Origin of the sequence: uncultured Roseobacter sp. (genome assembly GCF_947495025.1) — a bacterium.
Taxonomy (GTDB): domain Bacteria; phylum Pseudomonadota; class Alphaproteobacteria; order Rhodobacterales; family Rhodobacteraceae; genus Roseobacter.
Genome location: NZ_CANLXG010000001.1, coordinates 541,596 through 560,177, shown reverse-complemented (window position 1 = coordinate 560,177; position 18,582 = coordinate 541,596). Strand labels below are relative to the sequence as shown.

17 protein-coding genes are annotated in these 18,582 nt (G+C 60.1%); 9 read left to right on the top strand and 8 right to left on the bottom strand.

The window, feature by feature from the left end:
• Positions 1-321: 321 nt before the first annotated feature.
• From Q0792_RS02735 to Q0792_RS02725, 3 genes are all read right to left on the bottom strand, one after another.
• Positions 322-1,038 (bottom strand): methyl-accepting chemotaxis protein, encoded by a 717-nt coding sequence (locus tag Q0792_RS02735; RefSeq protein ID WP_298836168.1) that lies wholly within the window; start codon positions 1,036-1,038, stop codon positions 322-324.
• A 63-nt stretch (positions 1,039-1,101) separates the two neighbouring features.
• Entirely contained in the window at positions 1,102-1,752 is a 651-nt protein-coding gene (locus Q0792_RS02730) for a response regulator transcription factor (protein ID WP_298836167.1), read from the bottom strand.
• The gene (locus Q0792_RS02725; protein WP_298838576.1) at positions 1,749-3,179 is read right to left on the bottom strand and encodes a cache domain-containing protein; all 1,431 of its coding nucleotides are present in this window, start codon (positions 3,177-3,179) and stop codon (positions 1,749-1,751) included. Before Q0792_RS02725 ends, Q0792_RS02730 begins: the two co-directional genes overlap by 4 nt.
• A 252-nt stretch (positions 3,180-3,431) precedes the next feature.
• On the opposite strand from Q0792_RS02725, the gene Q0792_RS02720 reads away from it, so the two are divergent.
• From Q0792_RS02720 to Q0792_RS02705, 4 genes are all read left to right on the top strand, one after another.
• The gene (locus tag Q0792_RS02720; RefSeq protein ID WP_298836166.1) at positions 3,432-4,520 is read left to right on the top strand and encodes a TRAP transporter substrate-binding protein; all 1,089 of its coding nucleotides are present in this window, start codon (positions 3,432-3,434) and stop codon (positions 4,518-4,520) included.
• A gap of 119 nt (positions 4,521-4,639) precedes the next feature.
• On the top strand, positions 4,640-5,572 hold the full coding sequence (locus tag Q0792_RS02715) for a C4-dicarboxylate ABC transporter permease (protein ID WP_298836164.1): 933 nt from the start codon (positions 4,640-4,642) through the stop codon (positions 5,570-5,572).
• Positions 5,573-5,614: 42 nt separating this feature from the next.
• Positions 5,615-7,969 (top strand): TRAP transporter large permease subunit, encoded by a 2,355-nt coding sequence (locus tag Q0792_RS02710; RefSeq protein WP_298836162.1) that lies wholly within the window; start codon positions 5,615-5,617, stop codon positions 7,967-7,969.
• A gap of 371 nt (positions 7,970-8,340) precedes the next feature.
• A complete protein-coding gene (locus Q0792_RS02705; protein ID WP_298836160.1) occupies positions 8,341-8,856 on the top strand; it encodes a VPLPA-CTERM sorting domain-containing protein in 516 nt (171 codons plus the stop codon).
• Positions 8,857-8,931: 75 nt separating this feature from the next.
• On the opposite strand, the gene Q0792_RS02700 is transcribed toward Q0792_RS02705, so the two are convergent.
• The 3 genes from Q0792_RS02700 to Q0792_RS02690 all read right to left on the bottom strand — a co-directional run bounded on the left by Q0792_RS02700 (position 8,932) and on the right by Q0792_RS02690 (position 10,736).
• Complete coding sequence (locus Q0792_RS02700) at positions 8,932-9,750, bottom strand: arginyltransferase (protein WP_298836158.1); 819 nt, start codon at positions 9,748-9,750, stop codon at positions 8,932-8,934.
• 71 nt (positions 9,751-9,821) lie between these two features.
• Entirely contained in the window at positions 9,822-10,262 is a 441-nt protein-coding gene (locus tag Q0792_RS02695) for an RDD family protein (protein ID WP_298836156.1), read from the bottom strand.
• 54 nt (positions 10,263-10,316) lie between these two features.
• Positions 10,317-10,736, bottom strand: coding sequence for a DUF2852 domain-containing protein (locus tag Q0792_RS02690; RefSeq protein WP_298836154.1), 420 nt, complete (start codon positions 10,734-10,736; stop codon positions 10,317-10,319).
• 246 nt (positions 10,737-10,982) lie between these two features.
• Here Q0792_RS02690 and Q0792_RS02685 point away from each other — a divergent pair, with 246 nt between their 5' ends.
• From Q0792_RS02685 to Q0792_RS02665, 5 genes are all read left to right on the top strand, one after another.
• Positions 10,983-13,772 (top strand): bifunctional [glutamine synthetase] adenylyltransferase/[glutamine synthetase]-adenylyl-L-tyrosine phosphorylase, encoded by a 2,790-nt coding sequence (locus Q0792_RS02685; protein ID WP_298836152.1) that lies wholly within the window; start codon positions 10,983-10,985, stop codon positions 13,770-13,772.
• Entirely contained in the window at positions 13,769-14,041 is a 273-nt protein-coding gene (locus Q0792_RS02680; RefSeq protein ID WP_298836150.1) for a hypothetical protein, read from the top strand. The genes Q0792_RS02685 and Q0792_RS02680 overlap by 4 nt, the downstream gene beginning before the upstream one ends.
• 118 nt (positions 14,042-14,159) lie before the next feature.
• Positions 14,160-14,837, top strand: coding sequence for a DUF6778 family protein (locus tag Q0792_RS02675; RefSeq protein WP_298836149.1), 678 nt, complete (start codon positions 14,160-14,162; stop codon positions 14,835-14,837).
• Positions 14,838-14,875: 38 nt separating this feature from the next.
• Positions 14,876-16,099, top strand: a complete 1,224-nt coding sequence (locus Q0792_RS02670) for an RSP_2647 family RNA methyltransferase (protein ID WP_298836148.1) — start codon at positions 14,876-14,878, stop codon at positions 16,097-16,099.
• A 4-nt stretch (positions 16,100-16,103) separates the two neighbouring features.
• The gene (locus tag Q0792_RS02665; protein ID WP_298836146.1) at positions 16,104-16,643 is read left to right on the top strand and encodes an RSP_2648 family PIN domain-containing protein; all 540 of its coding nucleotides are present in this window, start codon (positions 16,104-16,106) and stop codon (positions 16,641-16,643) included.
• Between the two features lie 4 nt (positions 16,644-16,647).
• Here Q0792_RS02665 and Q0792_RS02660 read toward each other — a convergent pair whose 3' ends face one another.
• Positions 16,648-17,343, bottom strand: coding sequence for a M48 family metalloprotease (locus Q0792_RS02660; protein WP_298836143.1), 696 nt, complete (start codon positions 17,341-17,343; stop codon positions 16,648-16,650).
• Between the two features lie 50 nt (positions 17,344-17,393).
• Positions 17,394-18,581 (bottom strand): VWA domain-containing protein, encoded by a 1,188-nt coding sequence (locus tag Q0792_RS02655; protein WP_298836142.1) that lies wholly within the window; start codon positions 18,579-18,581, stop codon positions 17,394-17,396.
• Between the last annotated feature and the right edge of the window lies 1 nt (position 18,582).

Here is an 18,582-nt window from a genome sequence, read left to right as displayed (position 1 = left end):
TCTCTCAACTCCGTATCGGCCCCGGCAGGGACCCTGTGACTGTTGCGCATAAAAAAGCCCCCGGTTTTGGCGGGGGCGCATGGGTCAGACTATGGTCTACCGTTACCGGCCCATGCGCTTGGTTCCTACGATGACGACTAGTGCGTTCACGCCGTGTGCTCCTCAATGCTGCGGGGACATTATGGTCGTGTACGGGGGGCGTCAACACCCAAAGATACAAAATATATGTCTCTGGTGCGCAATTTATTGAAATTTACGTGCGCGCTGAGGGCATCGTGCGCAATTTTGCAAAATATGCCAGTGCTCTGTTCCCGGAATTTTCTAATCAACACCAATATCGCGGATATCGGTGCGGGCAGTCATGATGAGCTGCTGCACCTCTTCGGCAAGGGTTTTGAATTCATGTGCGATGATCGTCAGCCCCTTACCGGCGTCTCCCGCACGGGAGGCCTCGACGGAAGCGTTGATCGACATGGACCGGACATAACGGCCGATCCGGTCCAGCCGATCGAGGCTCGCCTCGAGGTTGCGGGCCGATTCCGCGGCGACGGCCAGCTGTGCTGCCCTGCCTTCCTCGATTCCTTCCCAGAGATGATTGATGATCGTCGTTACGGCAGTGAACACCTCCCCCTTGCCAGAGGATACGTAGCGAGCAAGTGCCTCGTCACTGATCTCTTCATCATTTTCGATACGCCTGACGAGGCTGCCGGTCGCCTCCGCCGCTGCCGTCACGACGCGGCGCTCGTTTTTCAGAGGTTCACACTGTGCCGCGATCCAGTGGCTGAGCGGTTCGGGCAGGTCGGGGAAAACGTCGTTTCCCCCGACTACTGATACAGCGAGCTGAACGGAACCGGCCAGAGCCGTCAGTTCCGTCACCAGCGCCGATGTGGATTTTCCGGCACGGTTCAGCTGGGAGATATCAAGGGCCACCCTGACCACCTGAGCGCGCAGCGTCGCAACGCGGTCAATGGCTTCGCGATAGGGAAGTGTGTCAAGAGTTGCGGCGTCGGGGACGGTGATCTGGCTGAAATCTTTCATGGCGCCACTCTGAGAGTTTTACCTTAACATGATCTGAACTGCCGCGGGTCAGAACGAAAAAAATCAGATGCTGACACCGGTACCCTGCAGCACGCCGTGCTCCAGTGCATAGCGGGTCAGACCCGCTGTGCTTGAGATGCCCAGTTTGCGTTTGATGTTCTTGCGGTGCGTCTCAACCGTGCGCACCGATATATCCAGCGCGATGGCGACTTCCTTGTTGGATTTGCCCTGGGCGAGCTGCAGCAGAATGGTCTGTTCACGCCCGGTCAGCGCCTCGCGCGCGTCGCCCTCTTTGGGTTGCAGCGACCCGCTGGCACCGGTGCACAGGTACTGCTGACCGGCCATCACAGCGTCGATCGCCTGTTTTATCTCGTCGGTGGGAACATCCTTGAGAATGTAGCCCATGGCTCCGTGGCTGAGGGCAGATGAGATATATTCCGGGCTGTCGTGCATCGACAGGACCAGCACACGCGTTTCCGGCCGCTGTTCCAGCAGAATCTCTGTCGCGGTCAGCCCGCCCATGTCGGGCATGTTGAGATCCATCAGAATCACATCCGGGTTGGTCGCGTCCAGTGTGTCGATGGCCGTGCGCGCAGCGTTGCAGGTCCCCACCACCTCGATATCGCCATAGCTTTCAAGGATGGACTGAATGCCTTCGGCGACCATCGGATGATCATCGACAATCAGGACACGGATCGGGGCAGGGGTGGTCATGCGGGTACTTTCGGTGCTTTGGCAGAATCAGAGGCGGGCGACAGCAGGTGGGTCAGGGGAACACTGACTTCGATGACAGTTCCCGGCCCGTTGCGCGGCGAAAAGATGCGGAACGTGCCTTCGAGCTGTTCGACGCGTTCCTGCATGTTTCGCAGCCCGAGGCCACCACCCGCAGGCATACTGCCGTGGGGGTCAAGGCCGCGGCCGTTGTCTTCGATACGCAGCGTGGCGCCGCGTTTGTGACCCCGCAGATCCACCTGGACATAGGTGGCCTGCGCGTGGCGTTCGATATTGGTGAGCGCCTCCTGCGCGATGCGGTAGAGCGCAATCTTGGCCTCCGGGTCCAGCCGGTTGCGGAACACAACTGTGTCGAACCCCGTGGCAATTCCGGTGCGTGTGCTGAATTCCTCGGTCAGGGTTTTGATTGCAGGGCCGAGCCCCAGATCATCCAGAACGCCGGGCCGCAGGTCACGGCTGATGCGGCGCACCTCCGAGATGGCCTCGCCCAGGGTCTCGATGCCTTTGCCGAGCGGTTCGGCAGCGGTCGGGTCACCCCGGTCCAGCTTGCGGCGCGCGGTATCAAGGGCATAGCGGATACCAACGAGGATCTGACTGATGCCATCGTGCAGTTCGCGCGCAACACGACCACGCTCCTCTTCCTGCGCGTCCAGAACCCGCTGTGTCAGTTTCTTGAGCTTGGCGTCCGCCAGCCGGCGTTCGCGGATGTTCAGGACCATGCCGGTCAGAAACACCAGCAGCAGTGCCGCAAACGCAATAGCCATTATATAGACGAATGTCTGCTGAACCCGGGCCTCGACCTCGGCGCGCGCTGTTGCGACTGTACTCAGCACGTCGTCAATGAAAACACCTGTGCCCACCGCCCAGCGCCAGCTGGGAAAGCTGGTGACATAGGTGATCATACGCGCCTCCTGTCCGGTAGTGGGTTTCGGCCACAGATGGGTCAGGTAGCCATCCCCCTGACGGGCGATGTCCAGCAGTTCGGCCACAACGGGCGTGCCTTCGCTGTCTGTCTCTTCGAGCCAGTTGCGGTTGATCCGTTCTGTCTGGCGCGGGCTGACAACGTTATAGCCGTCATAGTCATATACAAAAAAGAAGCCTTCCTCGCCGTAGATCATCGCCGAGAGGATCTGTGCCACCTGATCACGGGCCTCCTGATCGTCTGGTGCGGCATTGCCATAGATAAAGTAAAAACCGTTGCGCGCCTGGGTCACATAGTTGCGCAGTTCCGCCTTCTTGGCTTCCAGCAGCTGAACCTCCAGCGCCCTGATCTCGCGCTCTGCCAGAGCGCGGGACTGATGTGCCACCAGCACAGCAATTGCCGCCACCGCCGCGATCAGCGGGACCGTGGCCAGCAGTGACAGCTTCTGCCCGTAGCTGGGGCGCAATATTTCCGCAAGGCGGCGCATATCCATTCGTTACGGCGAATCCGGCCCGAATCAAAGGCCCGCAAGCTCAGACGGCGCCGTATGTTTGCGCAAACGGCACGGGACAGCCCCGAAAACTGGTAAAGAAATATGTCCAGACCGCCAGAAAACCTGTCCGTCTACGCAGTAGTAGGTATTTAATTCATTAACGATGACGTTAATGTGGCCGACACTCACAACGACCCGGGCGCGGGGTTTGCGCCGCGGGCGTCATATCTGGGAGGAGTATCTCTTATGGATCGTCGTTCATTTCTGAAGACATCTGCACTTGGCGGCTCAGCCGCTGCGGCCACAACGCTGGCAGCACCCGCGATTGCCCAGGGCAACCGCACCCTGACAATGGTTACATCCTGGCCCCGCGGTTTCGCGGTTCTGGACGATGCGGCAACGTATTTCGAGGAAATGGTCGGCGCGATGTCCGATGGCACGCTGACCATCGACAAAAAAGCACCTGGTGAACTGGTTGGCGCGTTCGAGGTTTTCGACGCTGTTTCTTCGGGTCAGGCAGACCTTTATCACTCCGCTGACTACTACTTCATCGGTCAGCACCCGGGCTATGCCTACTTCACAGCCGTGCCCTTCGGCGGTACCGCACAGGAAGTCACAAACTGGTACCACCACGGCGGCGGCCACGAGCTGCACACCGAGCTGGGCGAAATCTTCAACCTGAAATCCTTCCTGGCGGGTAACTCCGGATCGCAGTCCGGTGGCTGGTTCCGCAAGGAAATCAACTCCGCTGAGGATTTCAACGGCCTCAAGTTCCGTATGCCTGGTCTGGGCGGCAAGGTACTCGGCGAGCTGGGCGCATCTGTTCAGAACATCCCGGGCGGCGAACTGTATCAGGCGCTGTCCTCTGGTGCTCTGGACGGGCTTGAGTGGGTTGGCCCGTTCGCTGACGAACGTGCCGGTTTCCAGGAAGTGGCGAAAGTCTACTATACTGCTGGTTTCCACGAGCCGGGCTCCGCTCTGGCCTGCGGCATGAACCTCGACGTCTACAATGACCTGAGCCCGTCGCACCAGGCGATCATCGCCAACGCGGCGATGGCGACAACGCATTACCAGTTGGCCGAAACTCTGGCCAACAACGGTGCGGCTCTGGCCCGTCTGCAGGCACAGGGTGTCAAGGCGCTGCAGTTCCCGGATGATGTCTGGGATGCCTTCGGTGCTGCGTCCAAAACTGTTATGGACGAGAACATGGGCGATGAGCTCTTTGCGAAGATCCGCGGAAGCTTTGAAGAGTCGCTGGCACAGAGCTCTGACTGGCTGCTCAAGTCGGACGGCTACTACGTCGAACAGCGTAACCGCGTTCTGGCCAACGGCTGATCACTGTCAAACACTGCGGGAGGCTGCCACAGCGCGGCCTCCCGCTCCGGTCTGTCTCGCAGACCTGACTTTACTGGCATTCCGATGGGCCATTTCGTGGCCATCCGGGAGGGGGACATATGGAAAATGATGCAGCCGCAGGTGGCGGTTTTTTCAGCGTTGTTGCGGACTTCCTGATCTGGGTCATCTCGAATATCGGGCTGGCATTTTATAATTTCCTCTATGCCTTGTCTCATCCGTCCCTCTGGCTGGACTGGAGCGACAAGCAGGCGATCATGCGCTTTGTCTACTACGGCGGATCGGTCGAATTCTTCTTTGTGGTCTTCACCACTTTCCTTGTGATGTTCGCCATCGGTATCTGGCGTGGCTCTGTGATGTGGGGCTATGTGCGGGTGCTTGAGGGCATCTCCAACACGGTGGGTCGCTTTTTTGCCTGGGCGGGCCTGCTGATGGTGATCCAGCAGATCGTCATCGTCTTTATGCAGCGTATCTTTACGCGCCCCGACATCTCTATCGGCTTTGGTATCCCGCTCCAGTTCGACATCAGCTGGTTTGCCGAGGAACTCAAGCTCTACAACGCGCTCGTTGTCTGCCTGTGCATGGCCTATACCTTTGTCCAGGGCGGACACGTTCGCGTTGACCTGGTCTATTCGGCGGTAAAGTTCCGCACAAAGAAATGCATCGACATGTTCGGCGCGCTTTTCTTTATGATGCCCGTTGCTGTGCTGATCTGGATGTACGGCTGGTTCTTCCTCTGGCGCCACCTGATCGTGCCCAAGCCGTCGGCCTCTGACACGCTGGACCGCCTGATCAACAAATCCCGCGCCCTGCGCTGGAACGTCGAAACCATCGGCTTCAGCCCCAACGGCTTTAACGGCTACTTCCTGTTCAAGATCCTGCTCGTGGCCTTCACCGCGATGGTCTTCCTGCAGGCGATGGCGATGTTCTTCCGCTCGTTCCAGGAATGGCGCGAGGGCGAGGAGAGCGAGAACAAGTACCTTGACCGCGATACGCTGGGCGAAGGTGAGGAAGCGTACGAAGGTACGCACTGAGGACACTGCGCGCACCTGAGACGCGCTGAGAGGACGTAAGACATGTTTTTTGGTCTGGACGGGGTCGAAGTCGGCCTGATTATCGTAGCGATCTGCCTCTTTGGCGGCATCCTGTCGGGTTTTCCGGTCGCTTTCGCCATCGCCGGGGCAGGGGTGATCTCCTTCGGGATCATCGCGGCACTCGACAGCGCGGGCCTGCTGATACACCAGGCGATTGATACCGGCAGTGCGGTCTACCGCGACCTCGTGAACTCGGGGGTCAAGGCCGATACGATATCGATATTCCGATACCCGGATTTACCGCGCATCGAAGAACCGGTTTTCCCCAAGGGCTGGGAAGTCGCCCTGGACCGCAACGTGTCCTTTGTTGTGAACCGCATGAACGAACGCGTGCTGGCCGGCCAGTCCATCGAGACACTGCTGGCGGTTCTGATGTTCGTCCTGATGGGCATCACGCTTGAGCGCTCGAAGATTGCAAATGACCTGCTGACCACAATGGCGCGCGTCTTTGGCCCGCTGCCCGGCGGTCTGGCCGTGTCCATCGTTGTTGTGGGCGCATTCCTCGCCGCCTCCACGGGTATTGTTGGCGCGACCGTTGTCACAATGGGCCTGCTGGCCCTGCCAACGATGCTGCGCAATGGCTATTCACCCGAGCTGTCGACAGGCGTTATTGCGGCGTCGGGCACGCTGGGCCAGATCATTCCGCCTTCTATCGTGATTGTTCTGCTTGGCACACTGGCCGGTGACCTTTATTCCGCCGCGCAGGAAAAGCGCGCGGTCGCCCAGGGATGTACCGATGCGCTGACCTATCTGGGTGAGCCTGCGGTGCTGTCCGTTGGCACGCTCTTTCAGGCGGCACTGCTGCCGGGCATCATGCTGGCGCTGCTCTACGCGCTTTATGCCTTTGGCTATGCGCTCCTGAACCCGGATAAGGCCCCGGCAGTTGAAATGGGCTCGACCAATGCAGAGCCGGTCACACGGGGCGAGGCCTTCACCTGGTTCCTCGGCGCGCCGGTCCTGCTGGTTGTCGGCACCATCCTGCTGGGCAACCTCGGGATTGTGGGCAGCCAGTCCACCGAAGTCTCCCGCTTCTCCGACATCGGAGAGGGCGCATCACTGCGTACGAACGTCAGCGAGCAGTGCCAGGCCTCGATGATCGAACTGCACGGTCAGGAAGCATGGGATGCGGCCATCGCGCAGCAGGCGGTCATCAACGACGCTGGCGGCATCCAGGCATCCGAGCAGCTGACCGAGGAAGAGGTCGAGCAGGCGATCGCCGACCGGGTGAGCAATGCGGCCCCGATCGGGACCGGTGTTGCGATCCTGCTGATCCTGACATCGCTTTTCCTGACCACAGCACGCGGTGTGTCACCGTCATCCAGTGCACAGCCGCTGATCATCGGCGCGATCGGAACGGTGCTTGTTGTGCTGGTGGACATCCTGTTTGTCAGTGCCAACACGTCCGCCGGTGCCATGGTGGCCATGATGGCCCTGCCATTCGCGGCGGTCATGTACGGCGTGGTTCATGCCACTAAAATCTGCGCCACGAATGAACTGATCCGCGTGGTCTTTCCGCCACTGGTTCTGATTGTTGCTGTGCTGGGCTCGATCCTCGGCGGCATCACCAACCCGACACCCGCAGCCGCACTCGGGGCAGGTGGCGCGATCATGCTGGCGGCTTACCGCAAGCTGCGTGACCAGGACCGCACACCCAAGGTGATCATCTGGTCCACACTGGCGATCATTGTCTGTATTCTGGTGGGCATCAATTTTGACCTGCGCATCAATACCGACGAGGTCGGTTTTGAAAGCTGGTTCGCATTCTTTGTCGCCTATGCCGCGTATCTCTATGCGCTTTTCGGTCTGCTGTTTTCGTGCTGGATCCTGTTTACATCCGGCGTGCTGAGCCCTGTCGTGCGCGAGACGGCCAAGGTGACCTCGATGGTCTTCACCATCCTGATCGGCAGTCAGGTGCTGAACCTGGTGGTGATCTCGTTCGGTGGCGAGCACTACATCCAGCAGTTCCTCAAGAGCTTTGACAATGAGTTCACGGTCTTCCTGATTGTGATGCTGGTGCTTTTTGTGCTGGGCTTTGTGCTCGATTTCCTCGAGATCATCTACATTGTGATCCCGATCGTGGGACCGGTCATCTATGGTGGCAGCTTTGATCCCAAATGGGTGACGATCATGATCGCCGTGAACCTGCAGACGTCGTTCCTGACGCCGCCCTTTGGCTTTGCGCTGTTCTATCTGCGCGGTGTGGCCCCCAAAGAGGTTACGACAGGTCACATCTACCGCGGCATCATTCCGTTTGTTCTGATCCAGGTGGTCGGCCTTGCGATCCTGTGGTTCTTCCCGGGCATCGTGACCATTGTGCCGGATCTGATCCCCAACTGATCTGACACGGCAGACTGACAGAAAACGAGAGGGCCCTCTGCGGCCCTCTTTTTTCGTTCCGGGGACCGGCGCGACCTTGCTGGAGGGCACGTCGTCAGAGCGGCGTCTGTCGGTGCTGAGGCGCCGGATAAAGTACCGGATGCCCTGCCTCAGCGATTCGAAAAACCGAGGATGCTGTCGAAGACGGCTGAATCGCGACTGGTGTCGTGCAGGAAACAGGTCAGGTATGCGGGCCGGATTGTTTCGAATTCCCTGGCAGACTAAGGCGGAACCATGGCAGTACTTTGATTTTAAATAGAATTTTATCTTTAGAGATAGACAGCCTGGCCCACGCCTGATGTTTAGGACGCATCAAGTTAAAGGGTAAGATGATGAACAACCTTCTCAAAGCTACGTTTCTTGTGACCGGGCTTATGCTCGGTTCTGCAGCGCAGGCTGCAACGGTCGATCATGAATTCGCGGACTTTGGCTTCTTCAGCTGGTCCGGTGGCAACCCGGATGTCCGGTTCAGCCGGACGCCCACGCTGGACGTCACGGTAGACGAGGAATCTGTATTCACCTTCACGGCGACGGACGGTTACGTCGTCGGCGATGAATTCAGCCTTGTTGTCAACGGCAGCGATGTTGCCTGGGACAGCACGGAAACCACATCGCGTGGCTATTTCTCCGGCTCGGCCGCCATCCGGCTTTCGCCCGGTACCACTAAAATTGACCTCCGGGTTTCGACCTTCGCTCCGGGGTATACCGGCGGAGGCGCTTTCTGGAAGACCACAGCCGCGACACCGGTCGAACCGGAAGTTGTCGTAACGCCGCTGCCGGCGGGTATGCCGCTGCTGATTGCCGGTCTCGGGGTTCTTGGCATCATGCGTCACCGCAGAAAAGCCTGATCCGTCACGAACCATAATGAACAAAGCCCGCGTCTTCGTGATGCGGGCTTTTTCAGTTTTACGGCAGTCGTGGGGTCAGCGTACCGGGCGGGTATCCGGCAGATGAATATTGGCGACCTGTTCCGCAATCGGATCGGTTGAGAGCGGATGCATATCGGCATTGAACTGTTCAGGGTCCTTCATTTTCTGCCAGCGTCCGCCGGCATAAACCTCGAGCCCTGAAAACCGCGACTTGTATCCCATCTTCTGACTGCCCGGGACCCAGTAGCCCAGATAGACATATGGCAGACCAGCCTCGCGCGCGATTTCGATATGATCGAGGATCATCCAGGTTCCCAGAGACCGACGTGCCATGTCGGGGGCATAGAATGAATAGACCATGCTCAGCCCGTCCGACAGAACATCGGTGAGACTCACGCCAATCAGCTGTTTGTCGTCTTCGGCGGTGTATTCCACCACGCGGCTGCGGATCGGTGTTTCTTCGATCATGGCCGCAAATTCAAAGACGTCCATATCAGCCATGCCGCCATCCGCATGCCGGCTGTCCAGGTAGGAACGGAACAACTCGTACTGCTCTTCAGAGGCCCAGGGCGAGGTCGCCCGACGGATCAGGTCGCCGTTGCGCGCAGCGGTTCGGCGCTGACTGCGCGATGGCGCGAAATCGGCCACGCTGATCCGCGCGGACAGGCAGGCAGAGCATTCGGCGCAGGACGGGCGGTACAGCACGTTCTGAGACCGCCGGAAACCCTGCTGTGACAGGCTGTCGTTCAGCTTGTCTGCGCTTTCGCCCTGCAGGGCCGTAAACAGCTTACGCTCCATGCGCCCTTCGAGGTAGGGGCACGGTTGCGGAGCCGTCACGTAGAACTGGGGCGCGATGGGCAGCGTATGGCGCATGGAATTCCGGATGTCTTATGCGCAACAGGTTAGCAAGACCCGAAGCGACAGCCAAGCGCAAGTTTCGCCCCTCAGGCCCTCAGGGCGCGCCGGTTGAGCATCACCGTACCCAGTACATGATCACTCAGGCCCTGGCCGCGCCAGGTGCTGGCCATCATGACCACTGAAATCAGCTGAAACACCGGTACGAACCAGCTCAGCGTGTAGCCAAGTGTATGGGCAAAAGCTGCCCCCGCATCGAGCTGCGTGCCATCAGGGCGGCGCAGCTCGATCGAGAACAGCCGCATCCCCCAGGTCGCCGAGCCATTGGCGATCGTGGCCGTGCGGTAGGCAAAGCCGACCAGCAGAAAGAGAAGCGGAAAGAAAAAGATCCCCGTGAACGCGGTGAAAGGCAGTATCACAACACATGCCAGCAACGTCACAACCGCATCAACCACCCAGGCCATCAGGCGCTTGAGTGGTACGTCGCGGTAAAATTCAGGTTGCGTGTCAGGATCGGGCAGAACGTTCATGTCGGGGTCTTTCAGGCAGGATGATGGCGCCCTGTTGCCAGGGCGCCGGAAGGATCAGGCGTCGGCGGACTTTTCACCGGCCGGTTCGGCTCTGTCGTTCATGAACTGGTCAAATTCGGCTTTGTCCTTTGCGTCACGCAGACGCTCCAGGAAGGCTTCGAATTTCTCCTGTTCCTCTTCCAGACGACGCAGTGTGTCGGCCTTGTAGGCGTCAAAGGCAGAGTTCCCCGACGGGCGCATCGCCTTCATGGACGGCTGCATCATACGAACGGACCGGCGGCAGGATTTGGCGAACATGCGTTTACTCCAGATCATGTAAAACAGAAGGGCGAGGCCAACGGGCCAGAAAAAGATGAAGCTCAGGACCATAACGGCGATCCAGGCGCCCTTGCCGCGTTCATCGAGCCAGTGTTCGGCACGGGCAAACCAGCCGGGCTGGTGCGAAACGGTGGGGGTGTCAGTGATCGTCGTCATTTTGTAGCCTTTCGGTGCGGGTTGATGTGTCCCGGCGTGTCCGGGATGTGAATGCCTTTCACATTGGTAAGATTGGGCTTTATGGCGGGTGTTGCAAGGGCTAATGTGAATGTTTTTTACATTTACCGGAATAGTTGTTTTTAACCAACGGCTTAATGCGGGATACTCTGAGACCATGATTTGCTGCTAGAGGTCTTTCGGGACGTTGCCATTGACCTCGGGGCGTGTGCGGGCGACATCTGAGGCATGAGTCTCACAGCTTCACTGCGCCAGGTGCCACGCCCGTTTGACCCCGATCGCGGGCGCGAAGCTGCCGAACGTCTGCCGGGGCTGGACGCCGCGGCGGTCGGGCTGATTCAGGGCGCTGCAGGGTGCAGTCCGTATCTTGCCGGTCTGATTTCCAGGGAAGCAGACTGGCTGAGACAGGCCATTGAAACACCCGATGCTGCTCTTGCCGAGGTCATCGCGAACGCCGGCGGCTGTGAGGGGACGGATGTCGGGCGACATCTGCGCGAGGCAAAGCGCCGGGTTGCGCTGCTGACGGCGCTGGCAGATCTTGGCGGCGCCTGGCCGCTGGAGAAAGTGACCGGCGTGCTGACGGAATTCGCGGCAACGGCATGTCAGGCGGCCCTGCGCGGGGCCATATCCATCCAGATCAGACGCGGCAAACTGCCTGGTATGAGCGAGACAGATATCGCGGATGCCGCAGGTATGTGCGTGCTTGCCATGGGCAAGATGGGTGCGGGCGAGCTGAACTATTCATCCGATATCGACCTGATCTGCCTTTTTGATGAAACGCGTTTCGCGCCCGACGATTTTCATGATGCGCGTGCGGCCTTTGTGCGTGCCACACGGGCGATGTGCGCCACGCTGAGTGAGATCACGGCAGAAGGTTATGTCTTTCGCACGGATCTGCGGCTGCGTCCTGATCCGGCGGTGACACCGGTCTGCATGTCCATGGAGGCAGCCGAGCGCTATTATGAAAGTCTTGGCCGCACCTGGGAACGGGCCGCCTATATCAAAGCCGCGGTTGTGGCCGGTGACTTCCGCGCCGGTGAGCAGTTTCTGAAAACCCTCACGCCTTTCGTATGGCGCAGACACCTGGACTTTGCGGCGATCCAGGACGCGCATGACATGCGGCTGGCGATCCGCGAACACAAAGGTCTGGGTGGCCCGATTACGCTGCCGGGGCACAACATGAAACTGGGGCGCGGTGGTATCCGCGAGATCGAGTTTTTTACCCAGACCCGACAGCTGATCGCGGGGGGCCGCGACCCGGAGCTGCGATGCCGGGGCACACGCGACGGGCTGGCGGTACTGGCGCGCAAAGGGTGGGTTCCCGAAGAGACCGCGCAGGTTCTGTCCGACCATTATGTGGTGCACAGAACAGTCGAACACCGCCTGCAGATGATTAATGATGCGCAGACACATAACCTGCCCGGGTCCGAAGAGGGGTTCGCGCGGCTGGCCGCGATGATGGATACTGATCCTGACAATCTGCGCGCCGATCTCAGATCCCGTCTGGCGGACGTACACGAGATGACCGAAGGGTTCTTTGCTCCAAGCGCACGTCCGGAGCCCGCAGGGGACGTTGCAGATCTCATTGACGCGCAGACGGTAACGCGCTGGCTGAGCTATCCGGCTCTGCGCAGCGAGCGCAGCCGCGAGATATTCAACAGGCTGCGCCCTGATCTGCTTTTGCGTCTGTCGCGCACGGCAAAACCTGAGGACGCGCTCAATGCCTTTGACGGCTTTCTCGCCGGATTGCCGGCAGGCGTGCAGCTTTTTTCACTGCTGGAAGCCAATCCACAGCTTCTGGACCTGCTGATAGATATCACAGGCACGTCGCCCGCTCTGGCGCAGTATCTGTCCCGGAACGCGTCGGTATTCGATGCAGTGATCGGGGGGGACTTTTTCGCCGACTGGCCGGGAACCGGGGGGCTTTGCGCCTCTCTTGAGGCGGCGCTTGCGCAGGAGACCGACTATGAGACAGCGCTTGATGCGGCCCGCCGCTGGACGCGGGAGTGGCACTTCCGCATTGGCGTGCATCTGCTACGCGGTCTGACCACTGCTCCGGAGGCCGGCAGGCAATATGCCGATCTGGCACGGTCGGTGCTGCGCGTGGTCTGGCCACTGGTTCTGACCCAGTTCGCCCGCCGCCACGGGCCGCCGCCGGGCCGCGGCGCCGTTGTCCTTGGCATGGGCTCGCTCGGGGCAGGACGCCTGAATGCAGGGTCTGATCTTGATCTGATCCTGATATACGACCCCCTTGATGCGGAAAGCTCTGACGGACCAAAGCCTCTGGCCACGCGGCCATATTATGCCCGTCTGACGCAGGCACTGATAACGGCGCTGTCGGCACCAATGTCGCAGGGCAGGCTCTACGAGGTTGATATGCGCCTGCGTCCTTCCGGCAATCAGGGGCCGGTGGCGACCAGCTGGCAGTCATTCCGCAGCTATCAGCAAAAGGAAGCCTGGGTCTGGGAACACCTGGCGCTGACCCGGGCCGCGGTCATTGCGGGTCCGGCTGATCTGGCTGCGGATGTCGAGACCTTTCGTCGTGATCTTCTGGGTCAGGGCCGCAGCCTGCAGGAGGTCGGCCGGGAGGTCGCGCAGATGCGCGACCGTATCCGTGCAGCAAAATCCCCGAGCTCTCTCTGGGACGTGAAAACCGGCCCGGGGCGACTTCAGGAGGCCGAACTGCTGGCGCAGGCCGGTGCGCTGATCTCGGGCGCAGCCGACAGCACAGATGGTCTGCAACGTGCAGCGCAGGCAGGGCTCACAGACAGTGCGGGCGCTGCAGTTCTTGAAAAAGCAACGGACCTGTATGCGACGCTGAATATTGCAATGCGCCTTTTGTCGGAATCGGACACCGACCCGGCGGAACTGGGCCCGTCAGCCCAGAACTTTCTGCTCAGAACTGCAGAGGCGGAAACACTGGACGATCTGGCGCAGCGTCTGTCAAAGACAGCCACTGAGAGCCAGCGTGTCATAGACAGTGCGGTCGACCCCTGGCGTGCGGAGGATGGAGCATGATCAAAGGCGATGAAGACGATCCGAAAGGCCTGATCTATGAGGCCTATCGCATAGAAGGCATCTCAAAGCCGGAATGCCGGTCTGTGTTTCTGGACTGGGCGCTCAGCCTGCCGATGGAACGTGATACGGGCCAGACGCTGCGAACGCTGATCGCGCGCTACCGCGACATCCACCCGGACCACCCGATGACCGAAGTGATGACCGAAGGTCTGACAGGCATGGCGGCGCCACGGCGTCGTGGCGGCTGGCGGTCGCGCCCACGCAACTGAACCGCCCGCGTTTCGGCACAATTTGCTTAAAATTTGTCATAGTTCCGCCCGTTTCACCCGTTATCCGGGAAGATGAAACAGAGCTGGCGTTCAGCAGACGCTGGCAGGGAGACATGCTATGAAACTTCTGAAAGCTCTTGCAGCCTTTGCCGTTGCCACAGCCCTTTCGGCCTGTGCGTCCGGAGATATTCCAAGCCGTGATGCACCGCTGGAACTCATTCAGCCTTCGGTGGCTTTTACAGAGGCTGACAACGGCGAAATCCGGCTCCGCAACGTTGGTCGCTCCTACAGTGTTGAGCGCGTCGTGGTGGACGTGCCGCGTTCGCTGAAGGTTTCCGAGGCCAACAAGTACTATCCCAGAGGGGACATCGTCTGGCGCGAGGATCCGGTCGGTGACCGGTACAGCCAGGTAAAAGCCATTTTTGATGAGGCCATGGCCCGTGGTACAACCGGCGCCGAAGGACAGATACCGGTGAACCTGGGCGTCCGTGTCATGCGGTTCCACGCCCTGACCGAGAAAACCCGCTATACAATCGGGGGCATTCATTCCATCCGCTTTGAGCTTTCGGTGTTTCACGCCGAAACCGGCCTGTTGCTGGAACAGCCGCGGGTCATTCAGGCCGATCTGATCGGTTTCGGGGGGCAGCGTGCGATCAACGCGATTGCGGTCGGTCAGACCCAGAAGGTGCGGATCACCGATCACCTCACCAATGTGATCCGGACAGAACTCAACAGCCCCGAAGGGTACGTCAGTCAGCGTCTTGGCGTCGGACAGCTGATCAACAACACACTCTGAGCTTTCCACCACAGGCGGATAGAGGTAGAGGGGGCGCTATGACAGCGCCCCTTTCTGATGATCAGCCCGCCGTAACGGATATGCCCGTTGTACGCCTGCGCCCCAGGGCCAATGCCCGGGCGATCCGCCATGGATTTCCCTGGGTCTATGCCAATGAACTGGTCACGGACCGGCGGACAAAAAAACTTCAGCCCGGTGTGATTGCCCGGCTCGAGGATGATACCCGCCGGCCCATGGGTGTCGTTGCCGTCAACCCGGTGTCGCGCATCATCTGCAGGATGCTGGACCGGGATCCGGAAGCACAGATCAACGAGGCATGGTTTACCAGCCGGTTTGAAAAAGCACAGGCGCTGCGTAACCGGTTTTCTGATGCGCCCTTTTATCGTCTGATCCATGCCGAAGCAGACGGATTGCCGGGCGTGATTGTCGACCGGTTTGGCGATACCTGCGTCCTGCAGCCCAACGCGGCATGGGCCGAGGCCGCTCTGGAACCTCTGGTAGCGGCCCTGCAGGCGGTTACGGGCTGCACAACAGTGATCAAAAACGCATCGGGGCGGACACGTTCTCTCGAAGGGCTGGACGACGTCTCCGGTGTGCTGGCCGGGGCAGCGCCGGACGTGCCGGTGCCGGTGCAGATGAACGGCGCGACCTATATGGCGGATCTGACAGGGGGCCAGAAAACCGGCCTCTTTTACGATCAGCGCCCGAACCACGCGTTTGCGGCCGGGCTGGCCTCCGGGGCGCGCGTTCTTGATGTTTTCAGCCACGTTGGTGGCTTCTCACTTGCGGCGCTCGCAGGCGGAGCGCAGTCCGCGCTTGCCCTTGATGCATCGGCGCCTGCGCTTGAACTTGCCGCGCAAGGGGCAGAGCTCATGAAGGCCGCTGACCGGTTCAGCACGCGGCAGGGCGATGCCTTTGACGTTCTGACCGCACTGGCCGACGAGGGCGCGCAGTTTGATCTGGTGGTCTGTGACCCGCCGGCCTTTGCACCGTCAAAACCTGCGCTCGAGGCCGGGCTGCGCGCCTATGAACGTGTTGCCCGTCTGGCAGCGCCACTGGTGGCAGAGAATGGTTTTCTGGGACTGTGTTCATGCTCGCATGCTGCTGATCTCGGATCTTTCCGCACGGCAAGCGCGCGCGGCATTGGCCGGGCAGGGCGGCATCCACGCCTGATCCATACCGGGTTCGCCGGGCCCGATCATCCGCAATTGCCGCAGCTTGCCGAAAGCGGCTATCTGAAGTCCGTCTTTTTCGCGCTCTGAACCTGTGAAAATCCTCATCGATACCTGTGTGCTCTACCCAACGGTGATGCGGGAGATCGTCCTGGGTGTGGCACGCACGGGCGCGTGTCAGCCGGTCTGGTCGCCGCGCATTCTGGAGGAATGGGCGCGAGCAGCGATCAGGCTGGGACCAGAAGGCGAAGCGCAGGCGCGCAGCGAGATTGCCCTGTTACGTGCTGCGTGGCCAGGATGCGAAGTCACGCCGCCAGAGGCTCTGATTGCACGGCTCTGGCTGCCCGATGAAAATGATATTCATGTTCTGGCTGCAGCAGTATCTGCTTCAGCAGATGCTGTTATGACCCTGAATGCCAAGGATTTTCCACGCGGGATTCTGGCAGAGGAAGGTCTGGAAAGGGTCGACCCGGACAGCTGGCTGATGACTGTCTGGCAGGACAATCCGGAGGCTGTCCAGGCGGCTGCAGGCGATGTGCTGCAAACCGCTAGGCGTCTGTCCGGCAAAGACTGGGCCATGCGCCCGCTGCTCAAAAAGGCGCGCCTGCCGCGTCTCGCCAAGGCGCTGGGGTAACGTTTCAGGACGGTGTGGCCGCTGCCCATCTTGCCTCAAGCGCCTCAAGCGCGGCAATGCGCTCGGAGGTTTTGGGATGGCTCATCATCCAGGCCGGCACCGCACCGCCGCGCTGGCGGGTGAGGTCCTCGAGTTTCCGGAACAGCGTTTTCTGCGGCTCGACGCCGATCCCTGCCTTGGTCAGCAGTGCGGCAGCATATGCGTCCGCCTCATATTCATCGCTGCGCGACAGGCGGGCGGCCAGAAGAGACGTGAGCGCGCCGGCGATCATCACGCCGACACCGGGCAGAAACCGGCTGAGTACCATAGCAAGCGCTGTACGCAGCGCATTCTGACCCGAAAAGTCGATCATCCGACGGCGCGAATGTCCCAGAGCCACATGCCCCAGTTCATGGGCGATCACACTGGCCATTTCATCTGCCGATACTTCGCCCCGCCGGAATTTATTGTAAAAACCGCGTGTTATGAATATCCGCCCATCCGGTGCGGCCAGCCCGTTGACCGGATCAATCTCGTAGATGTGCACACGGATGCGATCAATCCCAAGCGCTGCGGCCATACGGTCCGTCAGGGTGCGCAGCATCGGGTCCGCCAGCTCGGTCGAGCGTGCATCCAGCTCGCGCGCGGTGCGCCAGGCAGAAAAACGATACATTGCGAACCCGTAGAGGATCGCCAGCAGGATTGGCGTAAACTTCAGCATGACCCTAATATGGTGCCCGCGCCCCGGTGCGGCAAGGCCCTGGTCTGGGTTCAGCGGGTCAGTTCCTTCATGCCGCGGGATAATCCCTCAAGCGTCATCGGAACCATGCTGTCCGGGCCCATGATTTCCCGGATCATCGCGATCGACTGGGTATAGGACCAGTATTTCTCAGGCACCGGGTTGATCCACAGCACTGATGGCCATTGCGCGCGGGCGCGGCTGAGCCAGGTGGCACCGCTTTCTTCATTCCAGTGCTCGGATGCGCCGCCCGGATAGGCCACTTCGTAGGGGGACATAGAGGCGTCCCCGACAAAAATGCATTTATAATCAGGGCCGTAAGTCCGCAGGACCTCATGCGTTGGAATCTGCGCGTTCCACCTGCGCCGGTTGTCACGCCAGACGCCCTCATAAAGGCAGTTGTGGAAATAGAAATATTCCATGTGCTTGAATTCGGCGCGCGCCGCGGAAAAGAGCTCTTCGACCACCCGAACGTGGGGATCCATTGACCCGCCCACGTCCAGAAACAGCAGCACCCGCACCGCATTGCGACGTTCGGGCCGCGTTTTGACGTCCAGATACCCGTTCTCAGCGGTTGCCCGGATGGTGCCGCCCAGATCCAGTTCTTCGTTCGCACCATCCCGCGCCCAGCGGCGCAGACGTTTCAGGGCAACCTTGATGTTTCGGGTGCCCAGCTCCACCGTGTCGTCCAGATTACGGAATTCGCGCTTGTCCCAGACTTTGACCGCGCGCTGATGCCGCGACCGGTCCTGACCGATCCGCACACCCTCGGGATTATAGCCATAGGCGCCAAATGGCGAAGTGCCTGCGGTGCCAACCCACTTGTTACCACCCTGGTGGCGGCCTTTCTGCTCCTCAAGGCGTTTTCTGAGTGTTTCCATGAGCTTGTCAAAGCCACCGGATGCTTCGATTTCAGCTTTTTCTTCGTCGGTCAGATGCTTTTCGGCCATCTTTTCCAGCCACTCGCGCGGAATATCCACCGCTTCCATGACCTGCGCGTCTGTAATCTCCTCAAGTCCGGAAAAGGCGGCTGCAAAGGCACGGTCGAATTTGTCGATGTTACGCTCGTCCTTGACCAGAACAGCGCGCGCCAGAAAGTAGAAGCCTTCGAGGTCATAGGTGACAAGGTCCGCTTTCATGGCCTCCAGAAAGGCCAGAAATTCCCGGAGTGACACCGGAACACTTTGTTTGCGCAGCGCCTCAAAAAAGGGAAGGAACATG

Bases quoted from the DNA above. Each gene is read 5' to 3' on its own strand.
- Q0792_RS02675 (WP_298836149.1), top strand. From the start codon at position 14,160: ATGAAACTTCTGAAAGCTCTTGCAGCCTTTGCCGTTGCCACAGCCCTT.
- Q0792_RS02720 (WP_298836166.1), top strand. From the start codon at position 3,432: ATGGATCGTCGTTCATTTCTGAAGACATCTGCACTTGGCGGCTCAGCC.
- Q0792_RS02690 (WP_298836154.1), bottom strand. From the start codon at position 10,736: ATGACGACGATCACTGACACCCCCACCGTTTCGCACCAGCCCGGCTGG.
- Q0792_RS02695 (WP_298836156.1), bottom strand. From the start codon at position 10,262: ATGAACGTTCTGCCCGATCCTGACACGCAACCTGAATTTTACCGCGAC.
- Q0792_RS02680 (WP_298836150.1), top strand. From the start codon at position 13,769: ATGATCAAAGGCGATGAAGACGATCCGAAAGGCCTGATCTATGAGGCC.
- Q0792_RS02710 (WP_298836162.1), top strand. From the start codon at position 5,615: ATGTTTTTTGGTCTGGACGGGGTCGAAGTCGGCCTGATTATCGTAGCG.
- Q0792_RS02700 (WP_298836158.1), bottom strand. From the start codon at position 9,750: ATGCGCCATACGCTGCCCATCGCGCCCCAGTTCTACGTGACGGCTCCG.
- Q0792_RS02715 (WP_298836164.1), top strand. From the start codon at position 4,640: ATGGAAAATGATGCAGCCGCAGGTGGCGGTTTTTTCAGCGTTGTTGCG.
- Q0792_RS02725 (WP_298838576.1), bottom strand. From the start codon at position 3,179: ATGCGCCGCCTTGCGGAAATATTGCGCCCCAGCTACGGGCAGAAGCTG.
- Q0792_RS02670 (WP_298836148.1), top strand. From the start codon at position 14,876: ATGACAGCGCCCCTTTCTGATGATCAGCCCGCCGTAACGGATATGCCC.
- Q0792_RS02685 (WP_298836152.1), top strand. From the start codon at position 10,983: ATGAGTCTCACAGCTTCACTGCGCCAGGTGCCACGCCCGTTTGACCCC.
- Q0792_RS02655 (WP_298836142.1), bottom strand. From the start codon at position 18,581: ATGTTCCTTCCCTTTTTTGAGGCGCTGCGCAAACAAAGTGTTCCGGTG.
- Q0792_RS02705 (WP_298836160.1), top strand. From the start codon at position 8,341: ATGAACAACCTTCTCAAAGCTACGTTTCTTGTGACCGGGCTTATGCTC.
- Q0792_RS02660 (WP_298836143.1), bottom strand. From the start codon at position 17,343: ATGCTGAAGTTTACGCCAATCCTGCTGGCGATCCTCTACGGGTTCGCA.
- Q0792_RS02735 (WP_298836168.1), bottom strand. From the start codon at position 1,038: ATGAAAGATTTCAGCCAGATCACCGTCCCCGACGCCGCAACTCTTGAC.
- Q0792_RS02730 (WP_298836167.1), bottom strand. From the start codon at position 1,752: ATGACCACCCCTGCCCCGATCCGTGTCCTGATTGTCGATGATCATCCG.